This is a genomic window from Levilactobacillus suantsaiihabitans (assembly GCF_004745505.1).
GTDB classification, from domain to species: Bacteria; Bacillota; Bacilli; order Lactobacillales; family Lactobacillaceae; genus Levilactobacillus; species Levilactobacillus suantsaiihabitans.
Map to the genome: position 1 here is coordinate 51,085 of NZ_RKLX01000009.1, position 16,407 is coordinate 67,491.

General features: G+C 51.7%; 19 protein-coding genes. 3 read left to right on the forward strand and 16 right to left on the reverse strand.

Annotated features, from left to right (window positions below; translation table 11 throughout):
• Positions 1-6: 6 nt before the first annotated feature.
• From pheS to EGT51_RS06645, 4 genes are all read right to left on the reverse strand, one after another.
• The gene (pheS, locus tag EGT51_RS06630; protein ID WP_135367967.1) at positions 7-1,053 is read right to left on the reverse strand and encodes a phenylalanine--tRNA ligase subunit alpha; all 1,047 of its coding nucleotides are present in this window, start codon (positions 1,051-1,053) and stop codon (positions 7-9) included.
• Between the two features lie 332 nt (positions 1,054-1,385).
• Complete coding sequence (locus tag EGT51_RS06635) at positions 1,386-1,754, reverse strand: winged helix-turn-helix transcriptional regulator (RefSeq protein WP_125575221.1); 369 nt, start codon at positions 1,752-1,754, stop codon at positions 1,386-1,388.
• Positions 1,755-1,787: 33 nt separating this feature from the next.
• Positions 1,788-2,285: an HD domain-containing protein gene (locus EGT51_RS06640; protein ID WP_125575222.1), complete on the reverse strand. Its 498-nt coding sequence runs from the start codon at positions 2,283-2,285 to the stop codon at positions 1,788-1,790.
• A 291-nt stretch (positions 2,286-2,576) separates the two neighbouring features.
• Positions 2,577-3,347, reverse strand: coding sequence for a TrmH family RNA methyltransferase (locus tag EGT51_RS06645; protein ID WP_135367968.1), 771 nt, complete (start codon positions 3,345-3,347; stop codon positions 2,577-2,579).
• A 113-nt stretch (positions 3,348-3,460) separates the two neighbouring features.
• Here EGT51_RS06645 and EGT51_RS06650 point away from each other — a divergent pair, with 113 nt between their 5' ends.
• Complete coding sequence (locus EGT51_RS06650; RefSeq protein ID WP_135367969.1) at positions 3,461-3,733, forward strand: acylphosphatase; 273 nt, start codon at positions 3,461-3,463, stop codon at positions 3,731-3,733.
• A 106-nt stretch (positions 3,734-3,839) separates the two neighbouring features.
• Entirely contained in the window at positions 3,840-4,754 is a 915-nt protein-coding gene (gene yidC, locus EGT51_RS06655; RefSeq protein WP_135367970.1) for a membrane protein insertase YidC, read from the forward strand.
• Between the two features lie 557 nt (positions 4,755-5,311).
• Here yidC and EGT51_RS06660 read toward each other — a convergent pair.
• The 3 genes from EGT51_RS06660 to EGT51_RS06670 all read right to left on the reverse strand — a co-directional run bounded on the left by EGT51_RS06660 (position 5,312) and on the right by EGT51_RS06670 (position 8,282).
• Positions 5,312-5,716 carry a YxeA family protein gene (locus EGT51_RS06660; protein WP_135367971.1) on the reverse strand — a complete coding sequence of 135 codons (405 nt, stop codon included), beginning with the start codon at positions 5,714-5,716 and terminating at the stop codon, positions 5,312-5,314.
• A 212-nt stretch (positions 5,717-5,928) separates the two neighbouring features.
• Entirely contained in the window at positions 5,929-7,530 is a 1,602-nt protein-coding gene (locus EGT51_RS06665) for a HAMP domain-containing sensor histidine kinase (protein WP_135367972.1), read from the reverse strand.
• 65 nt (positions 7,531-7,595) lie between these two features.
• Positions 7,596-8,282 (reverse strand): response regulator transcription factor, encoded by a 687-nt coding sequence (locus EGT51_RS06670; protein WP_020090053.1) that lies wholly within the window; start codon positions 8,280-8,282, stop codon positions 7,596-7,598.
• A gap of 414 nt (positions 8,283-8,696) precedes the next feature.
• On the opposite strand from EGT51_RS06670, the gene adhP reads away from it, so the two are divergent.
• Positions 8,697-9,713 (forward strand): alcohol dehydrogenase AdhP, encoded by a 1,017-nt coding sequence (gene adhP / locus EGT51_RS06675; RefSeq protein WP_135367973.1) that lies wholly within the window; start codon positions 8,697-8,699, stop codon positions 9,711-9,713.
• A gap of 364 nt (positions 9,714-10,077) precedes the next feature.
• Here adhP and EGT51_RS06680 read toward each other — a convergent pair whose 3' ends face one another.
• From EGT51_RS06680 to rsfS, 9 genes are all read right to left on the reverse strand, one after another.
• A complete protein-coding gene (locus tag EGT51_RS06680; RefSeq protein WP_135367974.1) occupies positions 10,078-10,713 on the reverse strand; it encodes a matrixin family metalloprotease in 636 nt (211 codons plus the stop codon).
• Between the two features lie 113 nt (positions 10,714-10,826).
• Entirely contained in the window at positions 10,827-11,483 is a 657-nt protein-coding gene (locus tag EGT51_RS06685; RefSeq protein WP_135367975.1) for a matrixin family metalloprotease, read from the reverse strand.
• 345 nt (positions 11,484-11,828) lie between these two features.
• Positions 11,829-12,005 (reverse strand): hypothetical protein, encoded by a 177-nt coding sequence (locus EGT51_RS12950; RefSeq protein WP_167850160.1) that lies wholly within the window; start codon positions 12,003-12,005, stop codon positions 11,829-11,831.
• Between the two features lie 94 nt (positions 12,006-12,099).
• On the reverse strand, positions 12,100-12,924 hold the full coding sequence (locus EGT51_RS06690; RefSeq protein WP_135367976.1) for an HAD family hydrolase: 825 nt from the start codon (positions 12,922-12,924) through the stop codon (positions 12,100-12,102).
• Between the two features lie 355 nt (positions 12,925-13,279).
• Entirely contained in the window at positions 13,280-13,468 is a 189-nt protein-coding gene (rpmF, locus tag EGT51_RS06695) for a 50S ribosomal protein L32 (RefSeq protein WP_125575232.1), read from the reverse strand.
• Between the two features lie 66 nt (positions 13,469-13,534).
• Positions 13,535-14,086, reverse strand: a complete 552-nt coding sequence (locus tag EGT51_RS06700) for a DUF177 domain-containing protein (protein ID WP_135367977.1) — start codon at positions 14,084-14,086, stop codon at positions 13,535-13,537.
• 73 nt (positions 14,087-14,159) lie between these two features.
• Positions 14,160-15,308 carry a nucleotidyltransferase gene (locus EGT51_RS06705; RefSeq protein WP_135367978.1) on the reverse strand — a complete coding sequence of 383 codons (1,149 nt, stop codon included), beginning with the start codon at positions 15,306-15,308 and terminating at the stop codon, positions 14,160-14,162.
• A 2-nt stretch (positions 15,309-15,310) separates the two neighbouring features.
• Positions 15,311-16,054, reverse strand: a complete 744-nt coding sequence (locus tag EGT51_RS06710; RefSeq protein WP_135367979.1) for a class I SAM-dependent DNA methyltransferase — start codon at positions 16,052-16,054, stop codon at positions 15,311-15,313.
• The gene (rsfS, locus tag EGT51_RS06715) at positions 16,051-16,407 is read right to left on the reverse strand and encodes a ribosome silencing factor (protein WP_135367980.1); all 357 of its coding nucleotides are present in this window, start codon (positions 16,405-16,407) and stop codon (positions 16,051-16,053) included. Before rsfS ends, EGT51_RS06710 begins: the two co-directional genes overlap by 4 nt.

Below are 16,407 nucleotides of genomic sequence, written 5' to 3' on the forward strand. Positions count from 1 at the left end.
TGGCGGTTATCCTTTCTTCGTGAATTGCTTGAGGAAGCGAACATCATTTAAGTAGAAGTTCCGGATGTCATCGACGCCGTACTTCAACATGGCGAACCGGTCAGGCCCGACCCCAAAGGCAAAGCCGCCGTAAACGTCGGGATCCACGCCGGCCATCCTCAAGACGTTCGGGTGAACCATCCCGGCCCCTAAGACTTCGATCCAGCCGGTGTTCTTGCAGACCTTGCAGCCCTTACCGCCACAGTTAAAGCAGGTAATGTCGGCTTCAACGGAAGGTTCCGTGAATGGGAAGTAGCTGGGCCGCAACCGCACGTCAAATTTGTCACCAAACAATTCGTGGGCCAAGACCTGCAGCGTCCCCTTCAAGTCAGCCATGGTGATGTGCTTGTCAATGACCAGCCCTTCCACCTGATGGAATTGGTGGGAGTGGGTCGGGTCATCGGTATCACGCCGGTAAACGACTCCGGGCGAGATCATCTTGAGTGGGCCTTGACTAAAGTCGTGGGTCTCCAGTGTCCGCGCTTGCATCGGTGAGGTTTGCGTCCGCATCAGGATTTCCTTGGTGATGTAGAAGGTATCTTGCATGTCGCGGGCGGGGTGGTTCTTCGGCAGGTTCATCATTTCAAAGTTGTACTTGTCTTCTTCGACTTCGGGACCACTCAAGACCTGGTAACCCATCCCCAAGAACAGGTCTTCGATTTGGTCGATGATCTGTTGGATCACGTGCGGTTCACCCTTGGCGACCGGCGTGCCGGGTAACGTCACGTCGATGGCTTCGTTAGCCAGCTTGGCGTTCAACACGGCATTTTCCAATTCCTCACGCCGCTTGGCCAAAGCCGCGGTCAAATCATCACGAATCTCGTTGGCAAACGCCCCGACCTTGGGCCGCTCTTCGGCGTCTAGGTCGCGCATCCCCCGTAAGACCTCGGTGATGGGACCCTTTTTCCCTAACAATGACACCCGAACCTGATTGACGTCCTTGAGGTCAGCAGACTTTTTAATTTCCGCCAGACCGCGGTCGTGCAGTTCGGTTAATTTATCTTTTAAAGACATACGTCATCCTCCATTTTCTATTTTGACAACATCCAGGCAAACAAAAAAGCCCCGTCCCATAACTAGGGACGAAGCTTCGCGGTACCACCCTGATTCAGCTAAAAGTCGAGACTTCTAGCCACACTCAGAAATGATAACGGTCATTCACCGGAAAATCATTCATCGCTTTCACGAATCCCGATTACAACTCAAGAACTGAATTCACCCAGTAATTTGAAGTTTGCTTCCAGTCTAGGCAAACTCTTCCTGACAAATTGCACCGGCTACTGCTTTTCTATCATCGTTTTTAACTATTACCTTCATAGCCTAGCGGATTTCTCAGCGCCTGTCAACTACTTCTGGTTGACTTCGGTCGGACAATACCATTTATCCGACCAGGCGTGAACGGCGGCCATAATATCTTTGAATTCTTGGCCCTTTTCCGTCAGCTCGTATTCGATCAGTGCGTTGTCCGGGAACGTCCGGCGTACGATCACGCCGTTTAATTCCAATTCCTTGAGCCGTTCCACCAACACCCGGTCACTGCACCGGGGGATGTTGTGGGCCAGGTCACGGAAACGTTGTGGTCCCTCCTGTAAGAGAACGTCAATAATTAAGCCGTTCCACTTCTTACCGAGAAACGAAAAGGTCTGTTCGAATCGGGGGCAGAGTTCAAAATCCACCGTCGATTCGTCTTGGGCCTTTGGTGACATCATTTGCATGTTATCTTGCCTCCCATCCAGGTTTCACTGAAACTAGGCGTTCGGCGTTACTTTGTTCATGAGGGCTTCGACTCGCTTACGAGCGGGACCACAGAATTCGTGGACCGCTTCATAATCATCGACCAGAGAAACAATGGCACTTTCCCGGTATTTCGGCATAGCGAGCGTGGCGCCCCACATGTGCTTCAAGATAATATCCTTTTCCATGGGACTTAAGTCGGTCAGCTTTTCAGCATTGCGCAAAGCGACCCGTGGATGGATAAACGCGTGCGAACCCAGATTGAACTTCGTCGTCCGCCAATCATAATAAAACAAATCATGCAACAACCCACCCCGCGCAGTGGCCCGGGTATTCAAACCAAGTTTCTTCGCAATCAAATAACTGTTGTAGGACACTGAAATGCAGTGTGTTAATCGGTCAGAATGATGGTGCTGGGTATAATTCGCCAGGCGTTGGACCGGCTCCTTGGCCAACAAATCAGAAACTAAAGCAAGGTACTCGGGGTCATCACGCCAAGTAAGTTTGGTCATAGAATGCTTCCTTTTCATTTAAAATTATGATATTCAGTCATCTTATCCTTATATGATACTTGGTTTTGGCCAAATTGCAACCATCTTGCTTGATTTTTCAGTGGGTTTACCTTTTCTTTAGCTTTTCTCGCCACCACCGGGGTAAATCGTTGACCGCTCCAAGGGTGAAACCCCGGGGGACAGACCGGACCTGCTCGCCGAAGAAAGGCGCGGTGTCACCCCTGTTCGTTGATGTTCTGGAGCGCATCACCTGCAGAGCAGACCGTATTTCCGCCTGACGCAGCCTCAGCTCTAGCTCACCAACCGGAACATCACGACGCCCGCTGCGACCGCGACGTTGAGGGATTCTGCTTGGCCCTTGATGGGGATGTAGAGGTTACGCGTGGTCATCTGCTGTAGGTCGGGGGCCATGCCGTTGCCTTCATTGCCCATGACAATGGCTCCAGCCGTTAATGGCGGGACGTCGCGGTAACTCTTGGCGTTGCGGTCCAAATTGGTGCCGTAGACTGGCAAATGCCGCGCCGTAAAGGCACTGATCCAGTCGTGCAGGTCCGCTTCGACCAGTTGGATGTGGAATTGACTCCCCTGCATCGACCGCAAGACCTTCGGCAAGAAACGACTCGCGGTCCCCTTACCGAAGACCACGCCTGTTAGTCCGGCAGCGTCGGCCGTCCGCACCATGGTCCCGATGTTACCGGGATCTTGGACGTAATCCAAAAACAACCAGACCCCATCAGCCGTTTGCGGGTCGCCCGCGGTATCCTTGGGCAACGGGACCGTGGCAAAGATGCCCTGGGGCGTCCCGGTATCCCCAATCGTTTGGGCGATGCTGTCGGTCAGTTCGTAGGTGGCCACCCCCGCGGGTAATTCCGCGGCGTGATCGGCCAATTGTTCGGCCGTGCCCATGATGGCCGTTAAGTCATGATGGGCCTTGATGGCTTCTTGGACCAAATGCCACCCTTCTAATAGGTAAGTTTGGGTCGCCTTGCGCCCTTTTTTCGTGGTCAGTGCCCGCCACTGCTTGACCTTTTTATTTTGTCCCGACGTAATTTTTTCTGTCACGGTATCCTTACTCCCATCTGAATTCTTTTCCTAATTCTACCATATCCCTAGGCAGCACCGGCGACTCGCGGTATGATTAAAGTGAATTTTTTTGAAGGGAGGCCTGGGTAGTCATGCAGACCCAACAGATTCTGGTCAGTGGCCTGGTCCAAGGCGTCGGCTTTCGCTGGTCAACCAGTAAACTCGCCCATCAACTCGGCATTACTGGCACCGTGCAAAATCTCGCCAACGGCCAAGTCGCCATTGTGGCCAGCGCGTCGGCCACACTGCTTAGTCAATTTACCGATCAGCTCCAACACGGATTATCCCCCTGGATTCAGGTCACCGACCTCACCATCACTAACTTACCCGTCAAACATTTCAGTGACTTCCGCATAATCAATTGAAAAAGCCCGCCAAATCAAGTAAGATGGTTGATGTTAACGGCGATTTTGCCGCTGGGGGCGTCTACGCTCTACACGTTTAAAATCATAAAGGGGTTCAAAATAGCATATGAAAATCTCCAAGAAATTCTCGGTTACCGCGGCCCTCGCGGCACTGGCACTGGTCCTCAGTGGCTGTGTCCAGACCAAAAACGGTAAACCCTACGGCTTCGTGTACGATTACCTAGCCGTGCCTGGGCAACACGTGATGGACTGGCTGGCACACATCTTTGGCGGTAGCTACGGCTGGGCCATTATCGTTTTGACGGTGATCGTGCGAATGGTCTTACTGCCCGTCATGGTCAAGCAAATGCGCAACGCCACCGTCCAACAAGAAAAGATCTCCATGATCCGGCCGCAGATGACCGCGCTGCAAAAGCAACAAAAAGCAGCCTCCACGCCAGAGGAACAACAAGCGGCCAGCCAAGCTATGATGGCGCTGTACCGCAACAACGGTATCAGCATGACCGGTGGAATCGGGTGTTTGCCATTGTTGATTCAAATGCCCATCTTCGCCGCCCTGTACGCCGCGATTCGTTATTCACCTGAGCTCTCCAAAGCAGTGTTCATGAACATCCCGTTGGGGAAAGCCAGCTGGATTCTAGCCCTGCTCTCCTTCCTGTCCTACCTGCTACAAGGATACTTATCCCTGCTAGGCATGCCGGAAGAACAAAAGAAGCAAATGCGCTTTACCCTGCTGCTCTCACCCGTGATGATTCTGTTCTTCACGATGAGCTCCCCAGCCGGATTAGGGTTGTACTTCTTCGTCGGTGGACTGTTCGCCTGCCTGCAAACGTTGATCATCAACTTCTACCGGCCACGGATTCGCCGTGAGATCCAAGAAAAAATGAAGGATCAACCGGCACCCGCTGCACCTGTCGTTCCGAAAAAGGTCGTAACACCTGCTGCCAAGCAAGCCACGGCTAAGAAGGTCAGTCAGAAGAATCGGAATCGAAACGCTGGTAAGCAACAACATCACAAGTAATTACGCACTGACAAATAAGCTTCGATGATTGGACGTTCGTGTCGCCCACTATCGTCTGTACGCATTAGGGTTCCTAGATCGAAGTGACAATAGTAAAGAGATGGCCCAATCCTCAAGACTTGAGGACTGGGCCATCTTTTTGACTTGCACGATTTCTGGTTTATTCATAGTAAAAACCTCACCAATTTATTTGATGAGGTAATCATATCGTGTTGTGACCATCAATCATAGATGGTCAGTTATTAGGTGCTTACCTAAAGGATATCGCCAATAAAAGCTATAAGGCCACGAAATGGGCCTACTACCATGGTTCAAAGCTGCATGCCGTCATGGGCAATGATAGCCACTTCATCGATTAGGAGCTAACGCCAGCCGCAGTAGATGACCATAAAGTCACAATCGCTAGTTCAATACGGCCCGTGATTCGGTACTTACTTTTCCCAAAACTGTTGTATGCCCTGCCGTCTGCTAGTTGGCATTAGCCAAAAATATTCTCAGGCAATTGAGACAACCACGCAGACCTGGTAAGCGACTCCCCTGATGTGGTCCACTTGGCGCTAATCCACCATCAAATTCTGCCGCACACCACTCGGTACTGCGGCCCGGTCGACCTTTTCCCAATTTTCGACATTCTGGCCCTTGGTGGTGATCTTCAGGAATTTATTGGGCTTCAACCGCCACTGCGCGTCAAAGGTCAACGTGCGGGCCTTCCCCTGATCGTTGTAGGTCAACAGCTGGTACACGTACTCGTCCTCACCGCCACCACCGATATAGTGACGCACCGGCTTAGCGTTGGTCGAGGCGTAGACAGTTTCCGTCTTGACCAGTGGATTGACGTTGTCGGCGGCCATCGCCCACTCACTGTGCTTATTCTTGGTCACACCGGGCAAAATAACAGCTCCAACGACACCCAAAACGGCTAAACCAGCCACGACCGCGATTAACTTACTTAAAATTTTCATCTTGAAAGATCCCCCTATGTTGGTTAGTTACTCATGTAATTAACTAGTTACCATAGGATACTGAACTTTCGTGGCGTTGTCAATCCTCATTTCTTAAGGTTTGTTAAAACGCGAAAAACTGAGTGGGTTACTGTGACAACCGTAAGCTGGGCGATTGTTTCCAGGATCTAAAAAAGGACTGCTTCGCCACTAGGCCGCAGTCCTTCAAAGTTTTATGATTTTGGTGTTTCATCCGTTGATTGGTCCGTCGTTGACGTATCCGCTAACAGTTCTGACTTGATTCCCGGCACATCATTGGCCGCTTGGGCCTGTTCCTTCTTTTCCGTCAAGAGCTGGGCGTCTTTGTCCGACAAAATCGGCAGGGAGATGCGGAAGACGGAGCCTTGGCCCAGCGCGCTTTCAATGGTGATGCGCCCGTGGTAAGCCTCAATCAACCGCTTGGCAATGGCCAGACCTAGCCCATTGCCCCCCTTGGTGCGAGAACGCGCCTTGTCGACCCGATAGAAACGGTTAAAGACGCGGTCCCGATTCTCCTGCGAGATTCCTTCCCCAAAGTCTTGCACGGCCACCTCCAAGCTGCGCGAATCGCTCTCGTAGCTCATGTGAACCTCCTTGCGCGACTGGGAGTACTTGACCGCATTATCCATCAGAATAATCAGGATCTGTTCCAAATGATTCCGGTAGATCTGTGCTTGCACCGGCCGCTGGACGTCATTGTCTAAGATAAAGACGTAATCTGGATGAATCATCTTGAAGTTGTCAAAGACTTGTTCGACCACTTCACTGACATCCGAGACCTCATTGGGGTAGTTGACCTCAATCTGCTCGGCTCGCTGCAGGTCCAACATTTCCTGGACCAGACTCTTCATGCGTTTGGTCTCTTGTAAAGAAGCCTTTATCGATTCATTCAAGACCTCTGGATCATCCTTGCCCCAGCGATCCAGCATTTCCATGTGGCCCTGGATAATGGCCACTGGCGTCCGCAGTTCATGGGAGACATCTTCCACGAACTGTTGTTGCTGGTCCATGTAGCGTTGCGTCGTGTCTAACATGTCGTTAAACAGGCCGCCCAAGTCACTGAGTTCATCTTGATGATGCATTTCCGGCACCCGGCGATCCGTCTTGGGATCCTCACGCATGGCGTGAATCGTGTCCCGAATGGCCTCGACCGGCCGTAACAGGAAGGTCGCCAGGCTATAGCTCAGCACGGCGGCGGCCAAGACCGCCATCATGCCGAGGACCAGATCAATCTGTAATAACTTGACCTGGGTGGCACGATAGTCGCGGAGATTGTCCGTGACCTGCACGTAACCTAAAATCGTATCGCCCTGCTTGGCCCGAATTGGCGCGATGCCGACCAGGTTCTTGCGGCCGTTGATTTTTCTAGTCGAAATGCGCTGCTTCTTGGACTTCTGAAATGCCAAGGGACTCTGGCGTGTCGCAAACAACGGGTGCCCTTTTTGGTCATAGACCGTGACGGTTTGACTGTCGCGCGCCAGGCTAGTAAGTACCGCGTTGTTGTACGGGCCCGTGGGCTTTTTGGTCTCTGACAAGACCGTCCGTGGTCGCAGTAGTTGATTGACCTGAGCGCCCGTCAATGGTTGCTTTTGGGTATTGAGCTTTTCGACCACCACGTTCATCGTATCTGCGACGTGGGTCTTTTCTTGACGCATCAACACCGTCATGAAGCTGTTAAAGATCAGCAGGACGATGACCGCGAAAATGACCAACACGCCAAAAGCCGTTGACAAGGCCCATTCCCATTTTAACGAGAACCGAAACCCGGGCTTCTTAGCTTGATCATCATCTGCCACCGTGGCCGCTACTGGCGGCTCAGGGACCGCTGGTTTTTCAGGAACTTTAGGTTCTTCTGGCGATTTCACGAACGCATCACGTACCCTGTCCCCCGAACCGTCTGGATGTAACTCTTCTGGCCGGCGACATCAATTTTGTTCCGCAAGTAACGGACGTATACATCGACCACGTTGGTCTCAACCTCAGACTCGTAGCCCCAAACCTTGGTCAACAGGACGTCTCTGGCCAAGACCACGTTGATATTTTCCATCAACGCCAGGAGTAATTCGTATTCCCGCTTGGTCAGGTTGATCACCTCGTCGCCACGGCGGACGATGCGATTTTCCTTTTCAATCGTCAAGTCTTTAAACTTCACGGTCGTTTGCTTGGTGTTCTTCTGTTCGCCTTCCAGGTGAATCCGCCGCAGCAGGGCCCGGACCCGTGCCAACAATTCTTCAATCGCAAATGGCTTGACGATGTAATCGTCGGCCCCGTGGTCTAACCCGGAGACCCGATCAATCACGGAATCGCGCGCCGTCATCATGATGATCGGCGTACTCTTCACTTCACGCACCCGCCGGGCCACTTCGATTCCATTCAATTCAGGTAACATCAGATCCAATAAGATGACATCAAAATCTTGGGATAAGGCAGCTTCCAAGCCGGTCCGTCCGTTAAATTGGACGTTGGTCTCATAACCTTCATGCTTTAGTTCTAGTTCGACAAAGCGGGCAAGGTTTTTTTCATCTTCAATAATTAAAATTCGACTCATTACACTTTAACTCCTCTGGCTATTTCACGGCGGCACCACCAGTTAAAGCCTCACTGGCAGTGGCCGTCCGATATTCATTTCAACATTTAATTTTATCATATTTCCTCTTACTTGTATGCAAATCAGCGTGGCTTCTCACATTTAGTTTAATCTTAAGCACCTAAACCGGCAAAAAATCCTTCACTTGTAAAATTCAACCGGTTGCATTCGATAGTTAAGTTAGCTTTTGAAAACGGTTATGTCGTTTGCTTCACATTGTTAAATAGCTTATGATGACAATGAATAGGCGGCACAGTGCCACTTATCAGTCATCTTGATTAAATCTTAATAATTTTTGTGCAAAATTTCACTTGAAAGTGACAACTTTTGCAGTATACTGAGTCTTGTAGATAAAAAGAAAGAGGGATTGTTTTCATGAAAGCAGCAGTTATTCGCGATTCAGTTGATGGTTACGTAGATATTAAGGATGTTACCCTGCGTCCCATTACGCACGGTGAAGCCTTGGTAAAGATGGAATATTGTGGTCTCTGTCACACCGATTTACACGTCGCTGCCGGTGACTTCGGTAAGCAACCCGGCCGGATCATTGGTCATGAAGGTGTCGGTAAAGTTATCCAAGTTGCCGATGATGTTAAGAACCTGAAGATTGGCGACCGCGTTTCTATCGCTTGGTTCTTCAAGGGCTGTGGCCACTGTGAATACTGCTTGACTGGTCGGGAAACCCTTTGCCGCAACGTCAAGAACTCTGGCTTCACGGTTGATGGCGCGATGGCCGAAGAATGCATCGTGGACGCCAACTACGCCGTTAAGGTACCAGATGGCTTGGATCCAGTTGAAGCCACTTCCTTAACTTGTGCCGGTGTGACCATGTACAAGGCCCTGAAGGTCGGCGAAACCAAGCCTGGTCAATGGGTTGAAGTCGTTGGTGCCGGTGGTTTAGGTAACTTGGCTATCCAATACGCCCACAACGTCTTCGGTGCCCACGTGGTTGCCGTTGATGGGAACCCTGACAAGTTGGCCGCTGCTAAGGCTAACGGTGCTGAATTGCTGATCAACCGGCATGACGGTGACGTTGCTGAACAGATCCAAGAAAAAGTTGGCGGCGTGGACAATGCCCAAGTCACGGCTGTGAACAAGGATGCCTTCACGCAATCCGTCAACGCCTTGAAGCCAGATGGCAAATTGGTTGCCGTGGCCTTACCACAAGGTGACATGGAATTAAACATTGCTAAGACGGTCTTGGATGGTATCTCCGTTCGCGGATCCTTAGTTGGGACGCGGCAAGACTTAGCCGAAACCTTCCAATTTGGTGCTGAAGGCAAGGTTCACCCAATCGTGCAAACCCGTCGTCTTGACGAAGTTAATGATATCATTGATGAAATGAAGAACAACCAAATCGTTGGCCGGATGGTTGTTGACTTTACTAAATAAGCCACTGATTTGATCTAGGGGTTGTCGTTCGCTCAGGCGGACGGCAACCTCTTTTTTGTCTTGCTCAGATGGACTTGGGTTGTTCACTGCTACTCAGTCTGAGCTGCTCGGCTACTGTAGCAACACCACCTAAACCAGCCGTTTAACCCACTGACTGCGACTGACCTGACAGTTGCCATCCACTTAATTAGCGTTGACTGACCGACGAAACTCTTCTAGTTAGAGACCCCCCATCTGGCAATCGGAACTACCAGCTCTGAAGCCAACCTCTAGCGAAATTTTCTTCAGTAACGCTGACGCTATTGATTGTCTTCACAGTATCACAAGCCTAATCACCTTCAGCGCCTCCCAACCTCACCAAAGCCTAAAACGACCGGTACAACAGCCGCAACGCCGCCAGATCTGGTGCCGTCAGGTATTCTTGTTCCTGGTCCATGGCCGTCATCACCGATTTCGGATTGTCACTGTGCGCTAAGCCGACCGCATGGCCGATTTCGTGGACCGCAACTGACAGACGGATGCGTAATTCCGGATGCGCCAAATTCAAGCCCGCCTGCGCGTGATTGACCGTGGGCATTTGCCAGCCGGGGCGACGAATGATGTGGGGGCCACCCTTTCCCAGCTCAGCCACCGCCGAATGTTTCAGTGCCGAGTCTCGATAGGTAAAGAAGCGTACCGTGTTGTGGTGATCGGTCGCTGATCCCGGAAGCAGTCGCACGATACCTGTTTGATTAAAAATGGCCACGGCTTGTTCAAACACTTGGCGAAATTCCCGGGCTTCTGCATTTGCAAAATAATAGTGATACGTCGGTTGCAAGGGATGCGCCCGGGCCACGGCGTCAATGGGCGTTTGCGCGTGAGGACTGTCGATCCACATAGCCAAATGATTGACCCAGCGATCTTGGCGTAACGCCACCGTCGCCAACGATTGCCCCCACCCACCGACCACTAACCCAATGCCCAACACGACCAGCAGCCACCAGTGATGCCATCTTTTCACGTTAACCGTCCCCTTTCTGATTGCCAAGGAATAGTTTACCTGATAGCACCTAAGTAAGCGATTAATCTGCAAAAGATTGGTCAAAACTCACCGGCAATTCTCCGAAAATTGCCTCACGCGTATAGATTGCGCAAAGTTTTAATATCCGCAGCCGAAAGATGCGTCTTGCCCTGATCAATGGGGTACATGACCGAGTGGCGACTCTCACTGTGATCGAGGCCCAAGGCGTGTCCCACCTCATGAATCGCCACGGAAACTTGGCGACTCTGGGCATAGGTCAAATTAAGCCCGGCCTGAGCGTGATTGGCAGTATAGCCTTGAAATCCGGTGACCGTTTCAATCTCGGGTCCCCCTTTGCCCAGTTCTAAATACGCCGCCTGTTTCTTCGGCATGGTCATCCGATAGGCAAAAATCGTCAGGCCGTTTTGCCGTTCCGTGGCATCGCCCGCGACCAGATTGACGATCCCCGTCTCATTGTAGACGGCAATGGCCTGCTCAAACGTCGACTCCAGGTCATTGGGCACGCTGCCGGCAAAGTGATAGTAATAAGTTTTCTTTAGCGTTCGCGGCTTGACGATAGACTCAACGGGGGTCGCGGTATCTTTATCCTGACGCCCCATCAATGGCAATTGCGTCTCCCATTCATGCGTTGCTTGGGCGGCCATCGTCTGTGACATTGCAACTATTCTAGGTAGCGTCCCTTGCAGACTTGGTAGCAAAAACCAGCCACCAATGAGAACCACCAGTAAGAGACCCAATCGTTTACGCATGCTCTCGGCTCCTATTCCAAATGATTACTGTTAGTCTACCGGGAATTCACAAGCTTTACCACAAAATCCGCAAATTTGGGGGTAATCCCAAGACTTTCTTAATATTTGATCGTCGATAAATGAAATCTCTAATCTTAATTTCACCGTAAAAGCCTGATATAAAGGAATTTATAACACGTTCAGCGGAAACCTTATCATAATTAATTGGTCCAACCAATTTTTCAAGACTTGCAGGCCACTTTGTGAAATTTTCAAATCTGACCGCGCCTTTTTCGTAAAAAAAGACGTCCGATCCGCTTGAAATAGCCGACCAGACGTATCGTTTTTTTTGCTTAAATTTTACCCTTACCACTTACCCTGTTGCTGGACTAACGTCACTGGCACCCGGTCGTCGATCTCACCGTGCGCGGTACTCCCAGCCAGTTGCCGGGAGCCACTGACTGCAGCGACCAGCTCGAAGCCGTCCACTAGCAGTGCGATACTGAGAACCAGTACCAATACGTCACGCCTCAAAGATTTCATCTGCGTCCCTTCCCCTTTTGTTCACAGAAAAGTATACCGCAGTTGCACCGGCGACGATGCCCCTAGCCTCGGGTAAGTTAAGTCAGCAACGTGTTTAGTCCGCTGACGACCCTAAAACTTGCGTCAAGATGGTCTGCAAGACCCCATCTTGTTCGTTGTCCCACTGGGTCACGCCCGTTGCCACGGCTTGAATCTGCGGGTCAGCGTTTTGCATGGCCAGCCCCTGGGCCGCATACTGAAGCAAGGGCACGTCGTTAGCGCCGTCGCCAAAGGCCATAATGTTCGCCGCTGAGAGGCCCAAACGCTGCGCTAGCCACTGAATGGCGGGAAGCTTGCCTACGTTAGCGGCAACCACGTCGATTACGCCATAGCCGCTGTCATGCGCATGCAAGCGACCGTCAAAGTACGTGTTCAGCTGTTCGACCATTTGGGCCGCTTGATCCGGCAGTGTGGAAATACTGATCTTTTTAATCTTATCTGTCACAGTCCGTAAGCTCATGACCTGTTGCAAATTATCATAATAGGCACTGGCGGCATCCAACAGCTGCTGTGGCGCCCCACTCTCCGTGTATGACCCTTGCGCCCCGGTCAAAATCACATAGGCGTGCCGCAAAAAGTCCTGTTGCCGATCGACCGTGACGAACTGGGTCACAGCTGCCGGCGATAAGCTACCGTCAAAAATCAATTGGTCTTGTTGGTAAATAGACGCGCCATTTTCTGCGACCAAGACCAAATTGTCCGCCAACGCATCCGCAAACAACTCGCGCAAGTGGGCATATTCATTTCCAGAAGCCAACACCAACGTCACGCCCCGTGCTTGCAGCTGACGCAGCACTTGCTTGAACAACGGCCGATTATAACTCTGATCATTGTGAAGCAACGACCCATTCAAATCAGTCGCAATTAATTTAATCGTCACGAGATCACCTCTCCTATTCGTGTAGTCTTATTATACGTGAAATTTGTTAAAGTTCTGTGTTTTAAAATCGCTAACTGGCTAAAATGCCTCTGACCACTAAGCGATACTGCCACGGGAAGCTGGCGCAGTCTACAAGTAGCGTTTGCGCTTAGGCAAATGGCATTAACAACCATCAAATCAACCAGTGCTGCGGCCAACCACCACCGTAGTTGAGCGTTCGCCCGTGGGTATGGTCAGCCAGCCATCCAATCTAGCGAACGGCCGACGCCAGCAACCAGTGTCGTGGTCACCAACGGCCGCAAAAAAACTCCCAGAAGCCGCGGACTTCGTGGGAGTTTCATTTGACTAATTAAAATTAGTTGTTTGCGTTCTTAACCGCAACGACCTGACGGCCATCGTAGAAACCACAACTTGGGCAAACCATGTGGGCCTTACGCAACTCACCACAGTTAGGGCAAGGAGTTAAGTTCAGGGAAGCCAACTTGATGTGACCCCGACGCATACGCTTTTTCGTCTTAGACGTTTTCCGTGCTGGTACAGCCAAAGAAAACACCTCCTTTAAATAAATTATATCCACTAGTGAAAAAATTTTTAAGGCTTACAAAGGCGATTATTGATCATCCTGATCAGGGAAGAAATCCTTTAACTTTGCAAGACGTGGATCAACTGATTGATTTTCCTTCTCCACCTTTTCCAGGTCAGCCTCGGCAACGACTTCCCAGTCATTACCAGTCGGCATCTTTTCGCCCTGTTCTTCGGCTTTCGAAAGAATGTGCATCGGAATTTGTAAAATAATGTTGTCACCGACGGCCTTATCGAAATCGATTTGGTCATCTTTGACCACCATCACAACGTCGGTCTTCTCAAACCGTTGCGTCGCGGCGGCGTCAGCAACATAAAATTCCGTCATTTTGAAATCTACGGGTAAGTCTACCGGCGCTAATGACCGACTAGACGGGACCGTTAAGTCCGCTGTTACCTGTGCATCGACCACAACGTCACCGTCCACCACGGAAACCATTCCCTGGGCATGAACGGGGCTTAAATCCAAGACGTCATCGCCGTAGCGTTCCATTAAGTCAGCCTTCAAATCCAACGTTTCGTCGAACGAAAGTGGCTCATTTCGGTAATTCTTGCGGAGCTCGGTCAACGACCATTTCATCGCAATCCCTCCAATGCAACGTGATAAATTATACCTGTCAAAAAATGTGATGTCAAGGTAATTTCCTTGATAGTCATTCAGAATCGTCTTTTTTTACCGGAATTCGGCCGTAATCCTGGTCGATACCCGTCAAAAGTGTGCGAATGGCGCCGGCTCGGTCGTCCAATTCGCCGGGACCCTTTTGCCAATCCCGGTCGGCCCGACTGACCAGCGGCAGGGCCACCTGCTTTTTGATCTGATGCAAATACGCCTGTCCGGCCGCCGAATACCCCAACACACGCAGGTATTGCGGCCCCGCCAACATCTCTGCTGGTTTGGCCTGCAACAAGATGCCCGCAGCTTGGCGCTGAATCCGGGTGTACGTATACCGCTTGGTCTTAGCCGCATGCATGAATGTGGCAAACGTCGAACTGGCCAAGGCCGCGCGCTTGAGGCGATACTCCACGCCTTCCGTAATCTGATACAGTTGGCGTAAATCGGTGACATCGCTGCTGACCAGCTGATAACGCAACCACGGCCAAAAATCCGGCCAACTGGTCAGTGGCGTCTGCTGCAAGCGTGTCAGGGTACTGGTCGGCACCACTGGTTCGATGGCAGCCCAATCCCCCGCCAAGGCGGCCGAACGAATGGCCGTGGCACTGGCAAAGGCCGTGTCCGCCGTAATCGTCGCGTCATTGTGCTGACTGCCCCGCCGCGCCAAGGGCAACAGCGTCAGCGGTCGGCCCGCCCGTTGATTGGCCAAGGCATAAAAGAAGCCCAGGATATCGTTGGCGGCATTCAACGTGATGCCCGTTTGCTCGCGCAGATAACCCTGAAAGAGCGACGCGTACGTCTGGTCAAAGCGTTTGAAGGTCGCCGGATTCGTGGGTAAATGCGCCATTAAGCGCTGATAGTCCATGTCCGGGTGTTCGGTCCCAAACGCCAACCAATGGCACTGTAGGGCCGCTAAGAGCCGGACACCGCCCGCTGCAAACAAATGCGCCGGCTGCAAGGCACTCGCCGTGGGCAACTCGACGACCAGGTCGACCCCACCGGCTAAGGCAGCCGCAGTCCGTTGCCATTTATCCATCAGGGCTGGTTCGCCCCGCTGGACCCAGTTGCCACTCATGGCGGCGACGACCACATCGGCGCCCGTTCGTTGGCGCGCCTGATCAATCTGGTAGGCGTGCCCATTATGAAACGGATTATATTCCGCGATGATGCCGACTGCCTGTAACGTCATGTCTACGCCTCCCGTGTCACCTCAAAGAACCACCGAGTCGTGTCGGGTGCAACCTCATGTTCACCAAAGTCGGCGCTGACGCGTTTTACGGTCAACCCCGCGGCGGCCAAGGCCCGTTGGTAATCTGCCAACGGATAGGTCCGTTCATGATGCAACTCCGTCACCTTGCGATACTCGCCCGTTTCTTCATTCTTCGTGAAGAAGGTCAAGTCATGTTCAGCGGCATGGGCCTCGTCTTCGATCCCATAACTGGTCCAGACGAACGCCCGGGTCTCATCCACATAATTGTACATGTACCCGGGGTAAACGTCATCCGTTTGGTGCGGCGTGATGACGTCAAACAAGAACTGACCGCCCACCGCCAAGTGATCGTGCACCTGAGCAAAGGCCTGGGTCACCTGATCCAAGTCACTCAGGTAGCAAAATGAATCCGCAAAACACGTCACGGTTTGGTATTGCCCAATGGCACTGAGATCCAACATGTTGCCCGCCATCAACGGCATGGTCACATCGGCTTCTTCAGCGTGCTTGGCGGCTAACGCCAGCATCTCTTCACTTAGATCCAAGCCACTGACCTGATAGCCGTGCTGGGCCAACAAGACGCCTAAGCGGCCACTCCCACACGCCAGGTCCAGTAGCTCCCCACTGGTTGGGGCCACCCGGTTAGCGACAAAATCCAGCCATTGGTCATACATGGCTGGATCAAAAAGTTCGTCGTAAAGCTCTGCAAAGGATTGATAGATCATGCTTCAACCCATTGGCCCAGATCAATCTCTGGGGCGTCTGACCAGAGCTTTTCTAAGTTGTAATGGCTGCGTTGGTCCTTTTGGAAGACGTGAACGACCACGTCACCCAAGTCGATCAGGATCCATTCAGCGCTATTCTTACCTTCGACGTCGCGAATGGCCACGTCGTTAACGTTCATTTGGTCAACGATCTCATCAGCAATGGCTTGGACTTGCCGGTTCGAGTTGGCTTCCATGATCAAGAAGTAGTCGGCCATTAAGCTGACCTTGGTCATGTCTAAAGCCACCATGCCTTCTGCACGCTTGTTTTCTGCAGCCTTCACTGCGATTTCTAAAACTGCTTTGCTTTCCAT